Annotated in this window: 12 protein-coding genes, 2 tRNA genes and 3 rRNA genes; 9 read left to right on the top strand and 8 right to left on the bottom strand. The window is 38.0% G+C overall.

What is annotated here, in order from left to right; genetic code table 11:
• The first annotated feature begins 60 nt into the window (after positions 1-60).
• The 3 genes from porV to mnmD are packed head-to-tail and all read left to right on the top strand — an operon-like array spanning position 61 to position 2,447.
• Complete coding sequence (porV, locus tag G7050_RS17360) at positions 61-1,227, top strand: type IX secretion system outer membrane channel protein PorV (RefSeq protein ID WP_166117521.1); 1,167 nt, start codon at positions 61-63, stop codon at positions 1,225-1,227.
• A 39-nt stretch (positions 1,228-1,266) separates the two neighbouring features.
• Entirely contained in the window at positions 1,267-1,746 is a 480-nt protein-coding gene (ispF, locus tag G7050_RS17355) for a 2-C-methyl-D-erythritol 2,4-cyclodiphosphate synthase (protein WP_166117520.1), read from the top strand.
• A gap of 23 nt (positions 1,747-1,769) precedes the next feature.
• Entirely contained in the window at positions 1,770-2,447 is a 678-nt protein-coding gene (gene mnmD / locus G7050_RS17350; RefSeq protein WP_166117519.1) for a tRNA (5-methylaminomethyl-2-thiouridine)(34)-methyltransferase MnmD, read from the top strand.
• Positions 2,448-2,449: 2 nt separating this feature from the next.
• On the opposite strand, the gene G7050_RS17345 is transcribed toward mnmD, so the two are convergent.
• From G7050_RS17345 to G7050_RS17335, 3 genes are read right to left on the bottom strand one after another with little or no spacing between them, the layout of a single operon-like run.
• A complete protein-coding gene (locus G7050_RS17345; RefSeq protein ID WP_166117518.1) occupies positions 2,450-3,391 on the bottom strand; it encodes a hypothetical protein in 942 nt (313 codons plus the stop codon).
• An 18-nt stretch (positions 3,392-3,409) separates the two neighbouring features.
• Complete coding sequence (locus tag G7050_RS17340; protein ID WP_166117517.1) at positions 3,410-4,348, bottom strand: hypothetical protein; 939 nt, start codon at positions 4,346-4,348, stop codon at positions 3,410-3,412.
• Between the two features lie 4 nt (positions 4,349-4,352).
• A complete protein-coding gene (locus G7050_RS17335; protein WP_166117516.1) occupies positions 4,353-5,792 on the bottom strand; it encodes an MBOAT family protein in 1,440 nt (479 codons plus the stop codon).
• A gap of 595 nt (positions 5,793-6,387) precedes the next feature.
• Between G7050_RS17335 and G7050_RS17330 the strand changes: the two genes are divergently transcribed.
• The 6 genes from G7050_RS17330 to G7050_RS17305 all read left to right on the top strand — a co-directional run bounded on the left by G7050_RS17330 (position 6,388) and on the right by G7050_RS17305 (position 12,698).
• Positions 6,388-7,914, top strand: a 16S ribosomal RNA gene (locus G7050_RS17330).
• 159 nt (positions 7,915-8,073) lie between these two features.
• Positions 8,074-8,147, top strand: a tRNA-Ile gene (locus G7050_RS17325).
• 32 nt (positions 8,148-8,179) lie between these two features.
• Positions 8,180-8,252: transfer RNA gene (locus G7050_RS17320), tRNA-Ala, on the top strand.
• A gap of 122 nt (positions 8,253-8,374) precedes the next feature.
• Positions 8,375-11,264, top strand: a 23S ribosomal RNA gene (locus tag G7050_RS17315).
• Positions 11,265-11,380: 116 nt separating this feature from the next.
• A 5S ribosomal RNA gene (gene rrf, locus G7050_RS17310) occupies positions 11,381-11,491 on the top strand.
• Together the 16S, 23S and 5S rRNA genes with 2 tRNA genes alongside form the textbook arrangement of a ribosomal RNA operon.
• A gap of 160 nt (positions 11,492-11,651) precedes the next feature.
• A complete protein-coding gene (locus tag G7050_RS17305; RefSeq protein ID WP_166117515.1) occupies positions 11,652-12,698 on the top strand; it encodes a glycoside hydrolase family 18 protein in 1,047 nt (348 codons plus the stop codon).
• A 9-nt stretch (positions 12,699-12,707) separates the two neighbouring features.
• Here the strand turns inward: G7050_RS17305 and G7050_RS17300 are convergent, their stop codons facing one another.
• The 5 genes from G7050_RS17300 to G7050_RS17280 all read right to left on the bottom strand — a co-directional run bounded on the left by G7050_RS17300 (position 12,708) and on the right by G7050_RS17280 (position 18,284).
• Positions 12,708-13,475 (bottom strand): M15 family metallopeptidase, encoded by a 768-nt coding sequence (locus G7050_RS17300; protein ID WP_166117514.1) that lies wholly within the window; start codon positions 13,473-13,475, stop codon positions 12,708-12,710.
• Positions 13,476-13,483: 8 nt separating this feature from the next.
• Positions 13,484-14,659, bottom strand: coding sequence for an anaerobic sulfatase-maturation protein (locus G7050_RS17295; protein WP_166117513.1), 1,176 nt, complete (start codon positions 14,657-14,659; stop codon positions 13,484-13,486).
• Between the two features lie 66 nt (positions 14,660-14,725).
• Positions 14,726-16,333: a sulfatase gene (locus G7050_RS17290; protein ID WP_166117512.1), complete on the bottom strand. Its 1,608-nt coding sequence runs from the start codon at positions 16,331-16,333 to the stop codon at positions 14,726-14,728.
• A 478-nt stretch (positions 16,334-16,811) separates the two neighbouring features.
• Positions 16,812-17,606, bottom strand: a complete 795-nt coding sequence (locus G7050_RS17285; protein WP_166117511.1) for a metallophosphoesterase — start codon at positions 17,604-17,606, stop codon at positions 16,812-16,814.
• 21 nt (positions 17,607-17,627) lie between these two features.
• Positions 17,628-18,284, bottom strand: coding sequence for a hemolysin III family protein (locus G7050_RS17280; RefSeq protein ID WP_166117510.1), 657 nt, complete (start codon positions 18,282-18,284; stop codon positions 17,628-17,630).
• Positions 18,285-18,386 lie beyond the last annotated feature (102 nt).

Raw genomic sequence — 18,386 nt, 5'->3', positions numbered from 1 at the left:
TGTTATACTTGCTAAAATATAAAAAGGTCTGAGACCTAAACAAAAACAAAGATTAAACCTATGATAAGAATTAGTAAGAAATACCTATTTATAGCTCTTTTCCTGATTAGTGCACTTACAGGATATACACAAGAGTTGGCCAATCCTCCTATAACAGCGGTTCCATCGTTAACGATTGCACCCGATGCAAGAGGAGGAGGTATGGGAGACGTTGGAGCAGCTACTCTGCCCGACCTCTATTCGCAACACTGGAACCCTGCAAAATATGCATTTCTCGAAACTAAGGCAGGAATATCAATGTCGTACACTCCTTGGTTACGCAAAATCGTAAAAGATATAGCTATGGTTTACGCTTCGGGTTTCTATAAATTTGGAAATGAAGATAATCAGGCATTAAGTGCTTCAATACGCTATTTTTCGATAGGGGATATACCTGAAGTCGATTTAAATGGTCAATTTGGTTCAGTGGTTTCTCCATACGAAATGGCTTTTGATGTAGCCTATTCACGTAAACTGACACAGACATTCTCGGGTAGTGTTGCCATGCGGTATATTCGCACAGATTATACTACATCAGTTGATGATGGAACAACTCCGGGAAATGCTTTTGCTGCCGACTTGTCCGGATACAATGAATCGTATGTAATGATCGGTTCTGCCGAAAGTTTGCTGGGACTGGGTTTCAATATATCCAATGTTGGCTCTAAAATATCAATGGATGGAGGTGCTAACAGTTATTTTATTCCGACAAATATGCGTTTAGGAGCTTCCCTTACATATCCTTTGGACGAATATAATACACTGGCATTCAGTATGGATCTGAATAAGCTCTTAGTACCATCTCGTCCTGTAAGAGGAGATGAGGAAAAAGAGGATGTATTTCTGGCACGTCAACGAGCGGTCGCTGAAATGTCGCCTATTCGTGGAATATTTACATCATTTACAGATTCACCTTATGGACTTAGAGGAGAGCTGGAAGAGATAGCCTGGTCGGCGGGTATGGAGTATGCATACAATAACCAGTTTATGGTTAGAGGCGGATATTTTCATGAAAGTGAAAGACAAGGAAACCGAAAATATTTTTCATTTGGAGCAGGATTCAAAATGAATGTATTCCAACTCGATGCTGCATATTTAATTTCGGCAGCAGAATCTAATCCTTTGGATCAGACAATCCGTTTTTCGCTGGGGTTTGATATGGATGGGTTAAGAAATTTATTTAAATAAGATAAGGTATTTTTAAGCACAATTTATTGAAGAATTATAATGAAGATACGTGTAGGATTTGGATATGATGTTCATCGTTTAGTAGAAGGCCGTGATTTATGGCTGGGTGGAGTGAAGATTGATTTTGAAAAAGGATTAATGGGACATTCTGATGCAGATGTACTTATCCATGCTATTTGCGATGCCCTATTGGGTGCAGCTAACCTTAGAGATATAGGATTTCATTTTCCTGATACGGCTAAGGAATATAAAGATGTTGATAGTAAATTACTACTGAAGAAAACTTTAGAGGTACTTACCCAAAAAGGATATAGAATAGGAAATATAGATGCTACGATTTGTGCCGAACAGCCAAAGATAAATCCTCATATACCCCAAATGCAGAAAGTGATGGCAGATATTTTGGAGATTGATGTAGATGATCTCTCAATCAAAGCTACAACTTCTGAGAAAATGGGATTTGTGGGCAGAGAAGAAGGGTTTTCATCGTATGCTGTTGCTTTAATAGAGAAGATATAATATCCGAATATGTTGAAAAGATAATGGAACAGGAAGTAAGAATAGAATCTACAGCAGATGGGTCTCACACACTTTTTGTTCCTTCTCTTAATGAGCATTATCATTCGGTGAATGGGGCAAAACAGGAATCCGATCATATTTATATAAAAGCAGGTCTATTACATTTGCTCAAGGATGATATAAAAATACTCGAAATAGGTTTTGGTACAGGACTTAATGCATATCTCTCTTTTCAGGTTACCCAGAATACAGCTAAAAGAATAGATTACACAAGTCTTGAGCTTTATCCGCTATCAATGGACATCGTTGGACAATTAAATTATGTGGAGAGCGGTGAGCCTGAGAATAAAGAATACTTTACTCAACTTCATGCTTGTGACTGGGGTAAAAGGAATGAGATAACATCCTCTTTTTATCTGACCAAAATTCAAACTGATTTTAGTAAATTAGATTTTCCATTATACCTGGATACCACCTTTGATGTAATTTACTTTGATGCTTTTGCTCCCGAGAAGCAATCGGAGATGTGGTCACAGAGAATATTTGATACCTTATATACTTTAACAAACAAGGAGGGTATTCTTACTACCTATTGTGCTAAAGGAGTTGTCAGACGTATGTTATTACAAGCCGGCTATAATGTAGAGCGTTTAGCGGGTCCTCCCGGAAAACGGGAAATTTTAAGAGCCACCAAATTATGAGATCAGTCTTTTTTGTCTAAAACTTTAATGATCGAATCTAGCTTATGACTAAAGACTTCTGCTCCTAAATAGCTGAGATGATCCGAATCAAAGAAAAGCTCATAGTTTTTGTTGCCAGTGTCTTTATTAAAATCGTTCAAACAATCGTAGTAGAATACATCTTTATTATCAGCTAACTCATTTGCTGTAGAATACAACATATTCAATTGCTTTTGGTTAAGAAGTTTAACAAATGATGCATGTGCAGGTATTGTGACAAAAATAGTTTTGGCTTTCTTCTTCTTTCCTATTTCAATAATCTGCTTTAAATATTCTATATTCTCAAAATATCTCCAATCTAAATCAGATGCAGTGTGAGCTGAAATAACTTTTTCAGAAACTTCTTCAACTTCATCCACGCTTTTGGCCGGTTTTAAAATAACAAATCCTTTAGGCGTTAAATTAGGTATAGGGTCTTCTTTTTTATAATAATAATTTTGAATGATCTGAAAATTAGTTCTCATCGTTTCGTCCAGAAATAACAATCTTTTCAATGGATTTTGTTCTATATCTATTCCATAATATATATTATAATACTTACGTCTCCATCTTTGTGGATGGTCTTCAATATTAGTCCATAACAGATGATATGATAAAGGAATTATTACATACTCTAAAGAATCTAATTTATCTTGATATCTGTCCAAAATTTTAGAGTCTATATCTAATGTTTGTGCATAGTTTGCTGTGTTGAATGCGTTTTTAGTAAAAGAGTCGGGGTTGATTCCTGTTATTCCATGTGAACTACCAAGTATAAGTATCTGTGTCTTGCTGGAGTTGGTTTTAAGAAAATCAGCTTTAACCATGTAAGCATTAGGTAACCTTATTAAAAGGGTTTCAAGCCCAATTACAATAACAATAAATGGGCTTATGAATATAAGAGTATATAATATTAGTTTTTTCATCTTCAAATGCTCAACGATTTATTGTTTACCATTTTTCCCTTCTATTACTTTAATAAGAGAGTCAACTTTGCAAGTAACTTTTTGAGCCCCTATATAACTTAGATGATCTCCATTATTAAAATCCTGAAGAGTGTAATTTCGAGCGTCTTCTAAAAAATCATAATAGAAAACATTTTTATTATCCTGAATGCTATCCATTAAATGATGCATTGAGTTTAACTGCTCTTTGTTTAAGTTGTCAATATATGTAGGGTAGCAAGGTATAGTAATAAAAATAACTTTAGAATGTTTCTTTTTAGCTATCTGTATTATACTCTCTAGACATCTTAAATTCTCATTATATCTAAACGTTAAATCCTGAACAGTGAATCCTTCTGCAACAGATTTACCATGCTTTTCGATTTTCTCTAAATCGGAAGTTGGTGGTGCAGGAATAAAACCATTTATATAATTGAATGTTATGGGGCGTTTATTCCAGTAATACAACTTTATATACTCTAAATCTTTTTTTATAGGTTCATCAAGAAATAGAAACATCTTTAAAGGGTTATGTTCTATATCTATATTGAAATAGATATTATTATATTTCGCCATCCATTTAAAATATTCTAAGTCTGAAAGCTTAAACCAAAGCGAATGATAGGACATAGATACAATAATGTATTCTAACGAGTCCAACTGATCTTGATGCTTAGTTAGAAGAGCATAATCAATATCTAAAGTCTGAGCACCTTGGGCTAAATTGTAAGCCTCTTTTGATAAAAGTTCGGGATTTATAGCATTAGCAGCGTGCGAATTTCCTAAAATAAGAATTTTTGTTTGTTTTACTTTTGTTTTAAATTCATCCGCCTTAACCATATGACTGTTTGGTATTTTTCTTAACAAATACTCTATTACGATTATAGTCACAATAAAAGGAGTAATGAATATCACTGTATATAAGATAAGTTTCTTCATTAATTTAGAATTGAAAATAAATGAATGCTTGATGGTGTCCCGAGTAAATGAAAATTAATATCCCAATAATATAATAGAACGACCAACGTAAAAAACTGCTTTTGACTTTGATTCCTATCTTTTCAATGGCATAATTATTTTCTCTCCCCATCCATTCAATGGAAAAGAATAAAAGAATAAGTAGCAAAACTTGTCCGGAATACATTTTAGGAAAACTAAACAATTCAGGAGTGAAAATATCTTTTATAAAGTAAAGTGCATGATGAATACTTTCAGCCCGGAAGAATATCCAGGCAAAAGTAGATAATAAGAAAGTTGAAAGTACTTGAAATATTTCAGTTAACGAAGGCAGTATACGGCCTTGTGCCACTACATCCAGATTTCTTCTATTGGACTTAAATAGTATTGAAGGCATTATAAAGAGAGCATTTAATCCACCCCATGCTAAAAATGTCCAATTAGCCCCATGCCAGAATCCGCTAACTAAGAATATAATAAATGTATTTCGGATCGTTTTAAGCATAGTACCTCTACTTCCTCCCAATGGAATATATACATAATCTTTGAACCAAGAAGACAAGGAGATATGCCATCGCCTCCAAAATTCAGCAATATCTCTTGAAAAGTAAGGAAAGCTGAAATTCTTCAATAGCTCAAAACCTAGCAATCGCGCAGAACCTAAAGCAATATCAGAATAACCGGAAAAATCACCATAAATCTGAATTGTAAAGAATATGGCTCCTAACACCAATGAACTTCCATGATATTGATCTGGATTGTTAAATACATTATCTGCCAGAACAGCACAGTTATCAGCAATTACTACTTTCTTAAATAATCCCCATAAAATCTGTCTTAATCCATCAATTGCTTTACTATAATTAAAAGTCCTTGCTTTTTCCACTTGTGGCAGTAAATGTGTCGCCCGTTCAATTGGTCCGGCTACAAGTAAAGGGAAGAAACTTACAAATAAGCTATAATTAACCCAGCTATGACAAGGTTTTATTTTGTCATTATATATATCAAATACATATGAAAGCCCATGGAAGGTATAAAAAGATATACCAACCGGTAAAATAATATTTAATGTTGTAAAATGGGCGGTAAGTCCAACCGAAGCCAATAGTTCAGCAAAAGACTCAACAAAGAAGTTATAATATTTAAATATTCCGAGAAAACCTAAGTTGATGCCAACACTAAGTATAAGCCATATTTTTTTGCTTACCTTAGAATGTACCTTTGCTATTTGCAAGCCTGAAACAAAATCTAGAATGGTTGAAAATCCAAGAAGAAACATGAATCGCCAATCCCAGCAGGCATAAAAGAAGTAGCTGGATATAACTAATAAGAGATTTTGAATTTTATATGATTTCTTGAAAACAAACCAATAGAGAATAAAAACAACAGGTAAAAAAATGGCGTATTCGATTGAATTAAAAAACATATAGTATATTGATATTAGTGTGTATATTATTTACTAGGTAGTGTTTATCCGAAATAAAGAAGGCTCAAAGATATTATAAAAAAATGAAAGTATTATTAGTTCTAGTTTTCATTATATGAATTTAAAAGGATTGAATATTAACGATATTTGCTGATTCTATTTGATGGAATATATATGACGTATGGTTGAAAGATGTTTTTAGGGTAAATATATTCAAACGATTTGTGGTCTCTATCCTCATATCTTAGGCAATATTTTCCCATAATTCAGCCAAGCAAAAACCCTTGAATTTTTTTTCACAATGTAAACCACTGTTTAGATATAAGTTAGGGAATAAAGGAAAAAAGTTTTCAAAAATAGTTGTAATAATATTTGGAGCGTATATAAAAAGCGACTACTTTTGCACTCGCTTTAAAACCGAGAGACGGTTATAAAACGAAGCAAAAAAGAACGATCTTTGACACGGTTGATACATAAGAAACAAAAAATATAGCATTAGACGGGTAGAGACTAATTTTAGATTAGAGACTCTAACTCAACGTCAAAAACCTTGAGTAAAAAAAGACAAACGCTTCAAAGAATATAAAAAAGATATACAAAGAAGAGTTTGATCCTGGCTCAGGATGAACGCTAGCGACAGGCCTAACACATGCAAGTCGAGGGGTAGCATGAAGTAGCAATACTTTGATGACGACCGGCGCACGGGTGAGTAACACGTATGCAACCTACCTTCTACAGGGGAATAGCCCGGAGAAATTCGGATTAATACCCCATAACGCAGGGATACCGCATGGTAATATTTGCTAAAGATTAATCGGTAGAAGATGGGCATGCGTTCCATTAGCCAGTTGGTGAGGTAACGGCTCACCAAAGCAACGATGGATAGGGGAACTGAGAGGTTTATCCCCCACACTGGAACTGAGACACGGTCCAGACTCCTACGGGAGGCAGCAGTGAGGAATATTGGTCAATGGACGAGAGTCTGAACCAGCCAAGTCGCGTGAAGGATGACTGCCCTACGGGTTGTAAACTTCTTTTGTATGGGAGTAAAAAAGGTTACGAGTAACCTATTGCAAGTACCATACGAATAAGCATCGGCTAACTCCGTGCCAGCAGCCGCGGTAATACGGAGGATGCGAGCGTTATCCGGATTTATTGGGTTTAAAGGGTGCGTAGGCGGGATGATAAGTCAGCGGTGAAAGTTTGAGGCTCAACCTTAAAATTGCCGTTGAAACTGTTTTTCTTGAGTATATTTGAAGTAGGCGGAATTCGTGGTGTAGCGGTGAAATGCATAGATATCACGAAGAACTCCAATTGCGAAGGCAGCTTACTAAACTATAACTGACGCTGAAGCACGAAAGCGTGGGTATCAAACAGGATTAGATACCCTGGTAGTCCACGCCGTAAACGATGATTACTAGCTGTTTGTGATATTACAATAAGCGGCTAAGCGAAAGCGATAAGTAATCCACCTGGGGAGTACGCCGGCAACGGTGAAACTCAAAGGAATTGACGGGGCCCGCACAAGCGGAGGAACATGTGGTTTAATTCGATGATACGCGAGGAACCTTACCCGGGCTTGAAATGCATCTGACCGATCTGGAAACAGATCTTCTAGCAATAGCAGATGTGTAGGTGCTGCATGGTTGTCGTCAGCTCGTGCCGTGAGGTGTCGGCTTAAGTGCCATAACGAGCGCAACCCACATTGTTAGTTACTAACAGGTCAAGCTGAGGACTCTGACAAGACTGCCAGCGTAAGCTGTGAGGAAGGTGTGGATGACGTCAAATCAGCACGGCCCTTACGTCCGGGGCGACACACGTGTTACAATGGATGGTACAGAGGGTCGCTACCTGGTGACAGGATGCCAATCTCCAAAGCCATTCCCAGTTCGGATTGGAGTCTGCAACTCGACTCCATGAAGCTGGATTCGCTAGTAATCGCGCATCAGCCATGGCGCGGTGAATACGTTCCCGGGCCTTGTACACACCGCCCGTCAAGCCATGGAAGCTGGGGGTACCTGAAGTACGTAACCGCAAGGAGCGTCCTAGGGTAAAACTAGTGACTGGGGCTAAGTCGTAACAAGGTAGCCGTACCGGAAGGTGCGGCTGGAACACCTCCTTTCTGGAGAAGCCTTGTCTAACAAAGAGACCCTTTGAAGAAAAGGAATCTACCCGATGTCTAATGTCTTTTTTAAAATGTTTCAAAACCTATGTACAACCTAACAAAATAAGAGAACAGAGAAGCTGTGTATCCACAGTTTCAGGCGCACAAGAACAAGCCAGTCCTATAGCTCAGTTGGTTAGAGCGCTACACTGATAATGTAGAGGTCGGCAGTTCAACTCTGCCTGGGACTACAAAGTACGAAGGAAGTCACGCTTCCCACTACGGGGGATTAGCTCAGCTGGCTAGAGCACCTGCCTTGCACGCAGGGGTCAACGGTTCGAATCCGTTATTCTCCACAATACCTATGTAATAGGTAAACGATCTTTGACATGATGTAAAAAAGAGCAAGTAAAAATATAACGAGTATATATCAAACCGGTATATAAGAGTTTGTAAGAACCCTTATAAATCAGGCGAAGAAAAAAGTAAATAAGGGCACATGGGGGATGCCTAGGCTCTCGAAGGCGAAGAAGGACGTGATAAGCTGCGAAAAGCTTGGGGGAGGAGCAAATATCCATTATATCCCAAGATCTCCGAATGGGGCAACCCGGCGGTTGAAGAAACCGTCATCTGGTCTAACCAGAAGCAAACGTGGGGAACTGAAACATCTAAGTACCCATAGGAAAAGAAAACAAAAGTGATTCCCAGAGTAGTGGCGAGCGAAATGGGATTAGCCCAAACCAATAATGTTTCGGCATTATTGGGGTTGTAGGACTGCGCTGTGGCAAGAAGTTAGAGTAGTAGAACGATTTGGAAAGATCGATCACAGAGGGTGATAATCCCGTATACGAAACCCTAACCAAGCCTAGCAGACTCCTGAGTAGTGCGGGACACGAGAAATCCTGTATGAATCCACCGGGACCATCCGGTAAGGCTAAATACTTCCGAGAGACCGATAGTGAACCAGTACCGTGAGGGAAAGGTGAAAAGAACCTCGAACAGAGGAGTGAAATAGACCCTGAAACCATGTGCCTACAAGCGGTCGGAGCCAGTAATGGTGACGGCGTGCCTTTTGCATAATGAACCTACGAGTTACTCTCATTGGCAAGGTTAAGTACTATTGAGGTACGCAGCCGAAGCGAAAGCAAGTCTTAACAGGGCGCTTAGTCAATGGGAGTAGACGCGAAACCAAGTGATCTACCCTTGAGCAGGTTGAAGGTTGGGTAACACCAATTGGAGGACCGAACCGGTAAGCGTTGAAAAGCTTTCGGATGACTTGAGGGTAGGGGTGAAAGGCTAATCAAACTTGGAGATAGCTCGTACTCCCCGAAATGCATTTAGGTGCAGCCTCGGCTTATAACTTATGTCAGGTAGAGCTACTGATTGGATGCGAGGGCTTCACCGCCTATCAAGTCCAGATAAACTCCGAATGGGCATAAGTTTTTACCGGGAGTGAGGGCATGGGTGCTAAGGTCCATGTCCGAGAGGGAAAGAACCCAGACCATCAGCTAAGGTCCCCAAATACATGTTAAGTTGAATTAACGAAGTGTTGCTACAGAGACAGCTAGGATGTTGGCTTGGAAGCAGCCATTCATTTAAAGAGTGCGTAACAGCTCACTAGTCGAGTGGCGATGCGTGGATAATAATCGGGCATCAAACATGTTACCGAAGCTATGGGATAAAATATTATCGGTAGGGGAGCATTCCGTTCAGCGTAGAAGGCGTAGCGTAAGCTACTCTGGAGCGTACGGAAAAGCAAATGTAGGTATGAGTAACGATAAAGGAGGTGAGAAACCTCCTCGCCGAAAGACTAAGGTTTCCTGATCAACGCTAATCGGATCAGGGTAAGTCGGGACCTAAGGATAAGCCGAAGGGCGATTCCGATGGACGAAACGGTTAATATTCCGTTACTACTGTATAGAGTGATGTGGGGACGCAGAAGTGAAACTACTGCCATCTGACGGAATAGATGGTTAAAGAGTGTAGATGTTGATTTTAGTAGGCAAATCCGCTAGAAGAGTCGAACTTGAAAGTATGACGAGCCCTTGTGGCAAGTTAAAAATGTAGGTAAACAAACTGCCAAGAAAAACCGCTAAACGCTAATCTATATCGTACCCGTACTAAAACGGACACACGTAGTTGGGTTGAGTATACTAAGGCGCTCGAGTGATTCACAGTTAAGGAATTAGGCAAAATGACCCTGTAACTTCGGGAGAAAGGGTACCTACAGCAATGTAGGTCGCAGAGAATAGGTCCAGGCAACTGTTTAACAAAAACACATGGCTATGCAAATTAGAAATAAGAAGTATATAGCCTGACACCTGCCCGGTGCTGGAAGGTTAAGAGGAGAAGTCATCAGCAATGAGAAGCTTTGAATTGAAGCCCCAGTAAACGGCGGCCGTAACTATAACGGTCCTAAGGTAGCGAAATTCCTTGTCGGGTAAGTTCCGACCTGCACGAATGGTGTAATGATCTGGACACTGTCTCAACTGTGAGCTCGGTGAAATTGTAGTATCGGTGAAGATGCCGATTACCCGCGATGGGACGAAAAGACCCCGTGAACCTTTACTATAGCTTTACATTGAATTTGGGCACTTGATGTGTAGGATAGGCCGGAGACTATGAAGCAGGTACGCCAGTATTTGTGGAGTCACCCTTGAAATACGGCCCTTTAATTGTTTGAATTCTAACCCGTGGATACGGGGACACTGTATGGTGGGTAGTTTGACTGGGGTGGTCGCCTCCAAAAGAGTAACGGAGGCTTCTAAAGGTGCGCTCAGAACGATTGGTAACCGTTCGTAGAGTGTAATGGCATAAGCGCGCTTGACTGAGAGACCGACAAGTCGATCAGGTAGGAAACTAGAGCATAGTGATCCGGTGGTTTCAGTATGGAATGGCCATCGCTCAAAGGATAAAAGGTACTCCGGGGATAACAGGCTGATCATTCCCAAGAGCTCATATCGACGGAATGGTTTGGCACCTCGATGTCGGCTCGTCACATCCTGGGGCTGGAGAAGGTCCCAAGGGTTGGGCTGTTCGCCCATTAAAGTGGCACGCGAGCTGGGTTCAGAACGTCGTGAGACAGTTCGGTCTCTATCTATCGTGGGCGCAGGATATTTGCGGAGATCTGACACTAGTACGAGAGGACCGTGTTGGACAGACCCCTGGTTTACCGGTTGTTCCGCCAGGAGCATCGCCGGGTAGCTAAGTCTGGATCGGATAAGTGCTGAAAGCATCTAAGTACGAAGCCGGCTTCAAGATAAGATATCCTTATAAGGGTCGTCGCAGACTACGACGTTGATAGGCTACAGGTGTAAAGGCAGTAATGTCATAGCCGAGTAGTACTAATTGCCCGAAACTTTTTTCCATGACTCTGCCCAGAGTCTCGCCTGATTGACCCAGGTTTGCTACATACAAGTTATTTGAAAGCTCTTTTACATCATCTCAATTAAATCTCTATAAGTAGATATTTAATTTACAATATTAAGGTGGTTATAGCGTTGGGGATCCACCTCTTCCCATTCCGAACAGAGAAGTTAAGCCCAACCACGTCGATGGTACTGCCATTAGGTGGGAGAGTAGATAGCCGCCCTCTTTTTAAACAGCCTCAGAGTTTTATACTCTGAGGCTGTTTTATTATATACACACAACACAATTTATTACACTCTCACAACAAATAGACAGTAAGTAGCCATTTTGGATTTATTTTCTTACTTTCGTTACAAACATTAAATATTATATAGAAATTCTTAACTATGAAAAATCTAGCTTTGTTATTTATTGCTATCTTATTTACTTTCTTTTCTTGTAGCAATAGGTCTACTGCGGAAAAGAATGATTCATTACAAGATGCCAATCGATTGGGCGAAACTCCAATAGTATTGGCCTATGTCACTGCCTCAAGTGAAATTATGCCAAATCCTAATGTAGTGACTCATATTAATTATGCTTTTGGTCGTGTATCAGACTCATTTAATAGTATTGTTATACAGAATGAAGATCGTTTAAAAGCAATTTCAGCTCTTAAGAAAGAACATCCTAAACTAAAAGTATTACTTTCTATCGGAGGATGGGGAAGCGGGCGATTTAGTGAAATGGCAGCCGATACACTTCTTCGTAGATCCTTTGTAAATGATTGCAAAAGGGTAATTGATCAATTTAATTTAGATGGGGTCGATCTTGATTGGGAATACCCAACAAACAGTGCTGCCGATATTTCTTCATCACCCAATGATACTGAGAATTTCACTTCCTTAATGAAAGAAATCCGTGAGGTTATAGGTGAAGACAAGTTATTGACTTTGGCTAGTGCTTATTCTGCTCAATATTATGACTTTAAAGCAATTGATAAATATATAGATTTCGTTAACATAATGACTTATGATATGGGACGTCCTCCTTATCATAATGCACCTTTATCACGATCTGAACATACAAAACGTCTTTCTGTTGAAGAGTCTGTTGATGCTCATGTGGCAGCAGGGATGCCTTTGAATAAATTGACTTTAGGATTGCCATTTTATGGTCACGGTATTAAAGGCATTAATGACTTTGTTGACTATAAGGATATACCTTCACTTAAAGGATACACAGAGAAATGGGATTCTTTAGGTCAAGTACCTTATTTAGTTGATGCAGAAGGGTATTTTGTTTACTCATACGATAACGCAAGATCACTAAAGCTAAAATGTGAATATCTTCTTAAGAAAGGTATGCTTGGTGCCATGTATTGGGAATACAGCTGTGATGATGCAGATGGAACTCTAAGAAAAGTAGTTTATAATACAGTTATGTCAAAATAAGGATACAAACTATAATAGACCTGGACTTAATAGTTCAGGTCTATATTCAAAATGCATGGTGTCATAATGATACCACTTTCCACCCCAAATAAATCCGTATTTTTCGAAAATATCTACAATTAATTGAGGTATTTGGTTCTTATACTTTAAATCGTGACTTTCATCTGTGCATCTGCAATCCCATTGCCAGTAATTTGAGTACTTTACATTAAGATCTATAGATGTACCAAAACTATGCGTACTTAATCTGTTGGTTCCTTTTATAATTCGCCAATTGAAAGTAGTGGCTCCCTGCAAATATTTTTGTAATTCGGGATGTTTATCTAACTCTTCAGAGACCTTTTGTAGTTGTAGATGAACATTATTGACTTTAGTAATCCTTATTTTGCTACCTGATAATTTGGGGCACCATATTATTGTAACTAAGTTACTTTGTACCTCTTTAGAATCTTTGCCATACATGGCTTTCATAAATTCTTCATTCCTAACTCTTCCCGGATCACTGTTTTTAGATGGGATATAACCTTTCGATCTTTGTGGATAGTTCTGTTTAAGCATATCAGAGATAGATGGTTTATTCAAAAGTTCTTCCCCTGATTTTATTATTTTGTCATCATATACAAATTGTTGCCCACCTTTTAGTGTAATATATTTACCGTTGTACTTTATCTCAAAATCAGGATAAGCATCGATTAACTTTTTTACTCCATCAGGGTATTCCTGTGGAAATATTGCAGTATAAGATAAAAGTAACAAAAGTGTACATAAAAACCTCATTATAATAATTATTTAAAATCCTTCATTATATTACTGGGAGGACGTTGTGCTTCCAATTCTTTTTTCATGAAGTCCATGTAGGGAGCTATATGTTTAAAGAACTTGTAGTACCCACTACATAGATAATTTATTTTTTCTCCCGATTGAGTTTTAGATATTCTATTCTTAGGACATTCCCCATGACAAGCAAATAGATATTTACATTGTTTACATTGGGAAGAAAGAGATTCTGATTTAGCCAATCCAAAATCTATCTGTTGCTTCGAATACATCATCTCGGTCAAAGTCTTATCTTTTATGTTGCCTAACCTATATTGAGGATAAACGAAGTGATCACAAGAATATACGTCACCGTTAAATTCCATAACTCCTGCATGCCCACAATTCTTAGCAAAGATACAAATTCCGGGATTTACCCCAACCCAATTGGCTAGGGCAGAATCGAAGTATTGGACGAAATAGGTTCCGACATCTTTCTTTACCCATTCGTTGAAAATTGTAATAAGAAAATCACCCCATTTTTCAGGTGTAACACTCCATTCCGTAACATTACCTTTGCTGTCTCTTTCTACTGCCGGAGAGAATTGGATATAATGAGAATCGATATCTTTAAAAAACTGATAGAACTCAAGAGGGTAATCAATATTAAAATCATTTACAACTCCCATTATATTGTATTCTACCTGATGCTTCTTTAGTAGATTAATACCTCGTACAACATGATCAAATGTCGGACGCATATCTTTTGTCGTTCTGTATTTATCATGAAAGGCTTTAGTCCCATCAATAGATATACCGATAAGAAAATTGTTTTCTTTAAAGAATTCACACCACTTATCGTTTAACAACGTTCCGTTGGTTTGCAGAGTATTTGTTATCTGTTTGCCTCTGGCATATTTACGCTGCAACTCCAACGCTTTCTTGTAGAATGAAATGTCACGCATCAAAGGTTCGCCACCATGCCATGTAAACAGTATAGGTTGCATGGTTTGTGCCTCGATATATTGAGAAACGAATTTTTCCAGTAGATCATCGCTCATTATTGTTTTATTGCCTTTATCCGGATAAAGTTCTTTCTTCTCCAGATAATAGCAATAGGTGCATCCTAAATTACAAATAGCTCCTATTGGTTTGAGCATTACATACAAAGGCTTTGCAAAAGGAGCATATGTTTTTGGTGACATATAGCCAAGTTTTTAGATCGTGATATTATTTCTAGTAGAATGACATAAAAAGGTTTGCAACCTCTCTTAAAATTCATCCACTTTAAGTTTCTTTCTATAATTATCAAGAGTGACTTGTAATTCTTCGGTTATTTTTTCGTATCCTTTTTTTCCATACAAATTATGTAATTCAGTAGGATCGTTTTTGAGATCGAACAGCTCGTTACAATTGATGTTCTCATCATTCCCTATTTCTCCCTTACCATAGAAGTGAATCAGCTTATATCTGTCTGTCCTTACTCCATCATGGCGACGTACATTGTGAATAGCAGGATAATCATAATAATGATAATATAAATCTTTTCTCCAGTCTTTAGGTGTTTTTCCATTGAAAAGTCCTTCAAGAGAAGCACCACTCATTTCGGTCGGTTTTTCTATTCCCGCTAGTGATAGATAAGTAGGAGCAAAGTCTATATTTTGAACTAAGGCATCGGTTTTCGTTCCGGCTTTTATCGCTTTGGGGTAACGTATGATAAGTGGTGTTCGGAACGATTCTTCGTACATGAAACGTTTATCGAACCACCCATGTTCTCCCATATAAAAACCTTGATCCGAAGTATATACTATAATAGTATTATCCATTAAACCTTCTTTTTCCAGATAATCAATCAAACGCCCGACTTCATCATCAATTGATTTTATACAGCGAAGATAATCTTTCATATAACGCTGAAATTTCCAGTTGAGCAATTCATCACCTGACAGGTTGCTGTTAATGAATTCCATATTCTTAGGATGATAAGCATTCTCCCAAGCTTCACGTTGTGCAGGAGTCATTTGATCCATCGCTTGTTGCAAACCTCCATCACTCCATTCTGTATTATAAGGAGCAGTATCTTTTAATTCATTTAGTTTAAGATCATAAATGAATGTCATGGTCTTGTCGATAGTCATATCCTGAGTTCGGGCAGCAGAACAACGGCTCTCGTAATCATCATAGAATGTTTCCGGCTTTGGAAATTCTACATCCTCATACAAGTCGTAATATTTAGCTTCAGGCATCCAGTTTCTATGAGGAGCTTTATGATGTACCAATAAAGCAAACGGTTTGTTTTTATCCCTGTTTTCAATAAACTCTATCGAGTGAGTCGTTATAAGATTGGTTGCATAGCCTTCCTCCCGCACATATTTACCATGAGAGTCTTTGGTCTTAAAACTGGGGTTATAATAATCTCCCTGATCATTCAGAACGCAGTAATAATTGAAGCCCTTTGGTTCGCATTGCATATGCCATTTACCTATAACTCCCGTTTGATATCCGGCTTGAGTAAGCAATTCCGAGAAGAAAGTTTTGGTTGTATCTATACCTGCTCCTAATTGGCGTTGTCCGTTTTGATGGCTGTATAAACCAGTCATAAGACATGCCCGGCTAGGGGTGGAAAGTGAATTTTCGACAAAGGCTTGCTGGAATAACATCCCCTCATTAGCCAATCGGTCTAAATTAGGAGTAGGAGCCAACTTAGAGATAGGATGCCCGTATGCACTGATGGTTTGGAAAGAATGATCGTCCGTCATGATATGAATAATATTGGGACGTGACCGATCTTTGCTACTCTGTTCCTTTTGTCCATAACCATATGGGCTGAGTACTGATACTGGAATAATTACTAAACTAATCCTCTTGAAATTTGTCATGGAATATCAGGTATTTAGGTTAATTGGTACACTAAAATAATAAGAATAAATTGAATGATCAAACAACAATGCAAAAGTTATGACTGTTTATGTTAATTAACAGTTAGCCAATATTAGGATACGAATAAAAGGTGACAAAAAAGTTACTCTGTTTATTTATCTAAATCGCTTATAGATAGATAATTAATATCAAAAAGGTTACAAAAGTGACAAAAGTTACACTCAAAATAGATTTTATGTTTTTCAATTTTGTATGTTGATCATAGTCAGTGTATTAGATTGTTTTAGGGTGACAAAAGTGACAACTATCTGTATTCTTTTGTCTCCTTTTGTTACTTTTCTGTAACCTATATCAAAGAGCGCTTCAATGTATAGATAAACTATTGCTTAATGATGCACTTATTAAATTAAGTAACAGATAGTTTTTAATCTTGTATTTTAAAGCTATAACTGTCAATTGTGGTTATACCTAGATAAACTATGAATAGCTCTGAGACCTTGATGGATATTGCAAATGTTTCTCCCAAAAATGGGCATAAAAATTGGGTACTTCACTTTCTTTTATACCTGAAATTACCTCATGAATACTATAGTCTACTTCACAAAGAGTAGTATCTACGCTTTTCAGAATATCGTTTATTTCGCCTGTCTCATTAATAGTAAGTCTGAGATAGACAGCTTTTCCTCCGTTTTTTTCTTTGGTTCTTCCTAACGAGCCTGCATTTATAAACAATTTATCTTTACGGTCATGGGTTGAAATACTTCGAATGAACGAAAGGTGAGTGTGCCCCGTTATTATTACATCCGAATTGGTTTCATCGAACATTTGAATCAATAAACTTTCGTCGTGATCTTCATAGACATATTCTTCATTACTACGAGGACTGCCATGTACCAGCAAGCACGAAAGATTATCATAATCCAACCGAATATCAGGAACCAGACCTGATAAAAATTGCTTATTATCGGGACTGATAGTCTCTTTAGTATGATTAATTGTTTTTAAGCGAGCATCTTGTTCTTCAAGGCTATGCTTACTAAGTGCATGCACAGCATAGTCAAAAGCTATCCTTTCATCATGGTTTCCCATTATAGTGGGAATATTAAGTTCTTGAATCAGTTCAATAACTTCGTTATGCCAGGGTGCACCATCGGTAAGATCGCCCAAACAATATATCTGATCGGCTTTATACACTGTGTTAATATCCTTAAGAACTGCTTGTAATGCAGGCAGATTTCCATGAATATCACTTATAATTGCTATTTTTTGCATTATTGTTTTTTATTGTAATTATTATCTCAGTATGTCCCAGATGGCTAGTACGTGACATACGCTTCCTCCTAAAACAAAGAGGTGAAATACCGAGTGCATGTACCTTATCTTTTTGAATGAATAGAATATGGCTCCGATTATATAAGAGATACCTCCTGCTAAGAGCCAATATATTGAATCCAAAGAGCCGGTGGTTGATAATAATGTATCGACAAGAGGTTTTAACGCTATAAGAATAATACATCCCATAAGTACATAACAGATGGTTTCTAATTTGCTGCCTGTTTTATAATGAGCAAAGCTAAGCCCCGTACCCACTATGGCAACTATCCAGACAATTGAAAATACCAACCAACCCCAGATGCCTACTTCTCGCAATACAATTAAAGTAAAAGGAGTATAGGTGCCTGCAATGTGAAAATAAATAGCAGCATGATCGAATTTTCGGCAAAGAACCCGTCTGGTAGGATGGGTACAAGAATGATAGACGGTTGAAGTGACATAAGACATAAGCATACAAACAATATAGATGAAAACGCTGGCAACAGCCCATGTGTTTCCGGTTTGTATTGCTTGTTTAACAAGAAAAAATCCGGCGATAATTCCAAAAATAATCCCTAGGCCATGAGTCCAAGCATTGAGAAGTTCTTCCCTCTGTGAATATTGTTTATCAGTCATTACTTGATTTAAATTTTATTTTTCTTGATTCTTTCAAATTCAAATTTACAATATAAAATCATACTACGGTATCTCTTTAGGCAGAATCTCTACATTTCGCAG

Source organism: Dysgonomonas sp. HDW5A (genome assembly GCF_011299555.1).
GTDB lineage: Bacteria > Bacteroidota > Bacteroidia > Bacteroidales > Dysgonomonadaceae > Dysgonomonas_A.
This window is presented reverse-complemented; position numbering and strand designations above follow the sequence as displayed.

Bases quoted from the DNA above. Each gene is read 5' to 3' on its own strand.
- porV (WP_166117521.1), top strand. From the start codon at position 61: ATGATAAGAATTAGTAAGAAATACCTATTTATAGCTCTTTTCCTGATT.
- ispF (WP_166117520.1), top strand. From the start codon at position 1,267: ATGAAGATACGTGTAGGATTTGGATATGATGTTCATCGTTTAGTAGAA.
- mnmD (WP_166117519.1), top strand. From the start codon at position 1,770: ATGGAACAGGAAGTAAGAATAGAATCTACAGCAGATGGGTCTCACACA.
- G7050_RS17345 (WP_166117518.1), bottom strand. From the start codon at position 3,391: ATGAAAAAACTAATATTATATACTCTTATATTCATAAGCCCATTTATT.
- G7050_RS17340 (WP_166117517.1), bottom strand. From the start codon at position 4,348: ATGAAGAAACTTATCTTATATACAGTGATATTCATTACTCCTTTTATT.
- G7050_RS17335 (WP_166117516.1), bottom strand. From the start codon at position 5,792: ATGTTTTTTAATTCAATCGAATACGCCATTTTTTTACCTGTTGTTTTT.
- G7050_RS17305 (WP_166117515.1), top strand. From the start codon at position 11,652: ATGAAAAATCTAGCTTTGTTATTTATTGCTATCTTATTTACTTTCTTT.
- G7050_RS17300 (WP_166117514.1), bottom strand. From the start codon at position 13,475: ATGAGGTTTTTATGTACACTTTTGTTACTTTTATCTTATACTGCAATA.
- G7050_RS17295 (WP_166117513.1), bottom strand. From the start codon at position 14,659: ATGTCACCAAAAACATATGCTCCTTTTGCAAAGCCTTTGTATGTAATG.
- G7050_RS17290 (WP_166117512.1), bottom strand. From the start codon at position 16,333: ATGACAAATTTCAAGAGGATTAGTTTAGTAATTATTCCAGTATCAGTA.
- G7050_RS17285 (WP_166117511.1), bottom strand. From the start codon at position 17,606: ATGCAAAAAATAGCAATTATAAGTGATATTCATGGAAATCTGCCTGCA.
- G7050_RS17280 (WP_166117510.1), bottom strand. From the start codon at position 18,284: ATGACTGATAAACAATATTCACAGAGGGAAGAACTTCTCAATGCTTGG.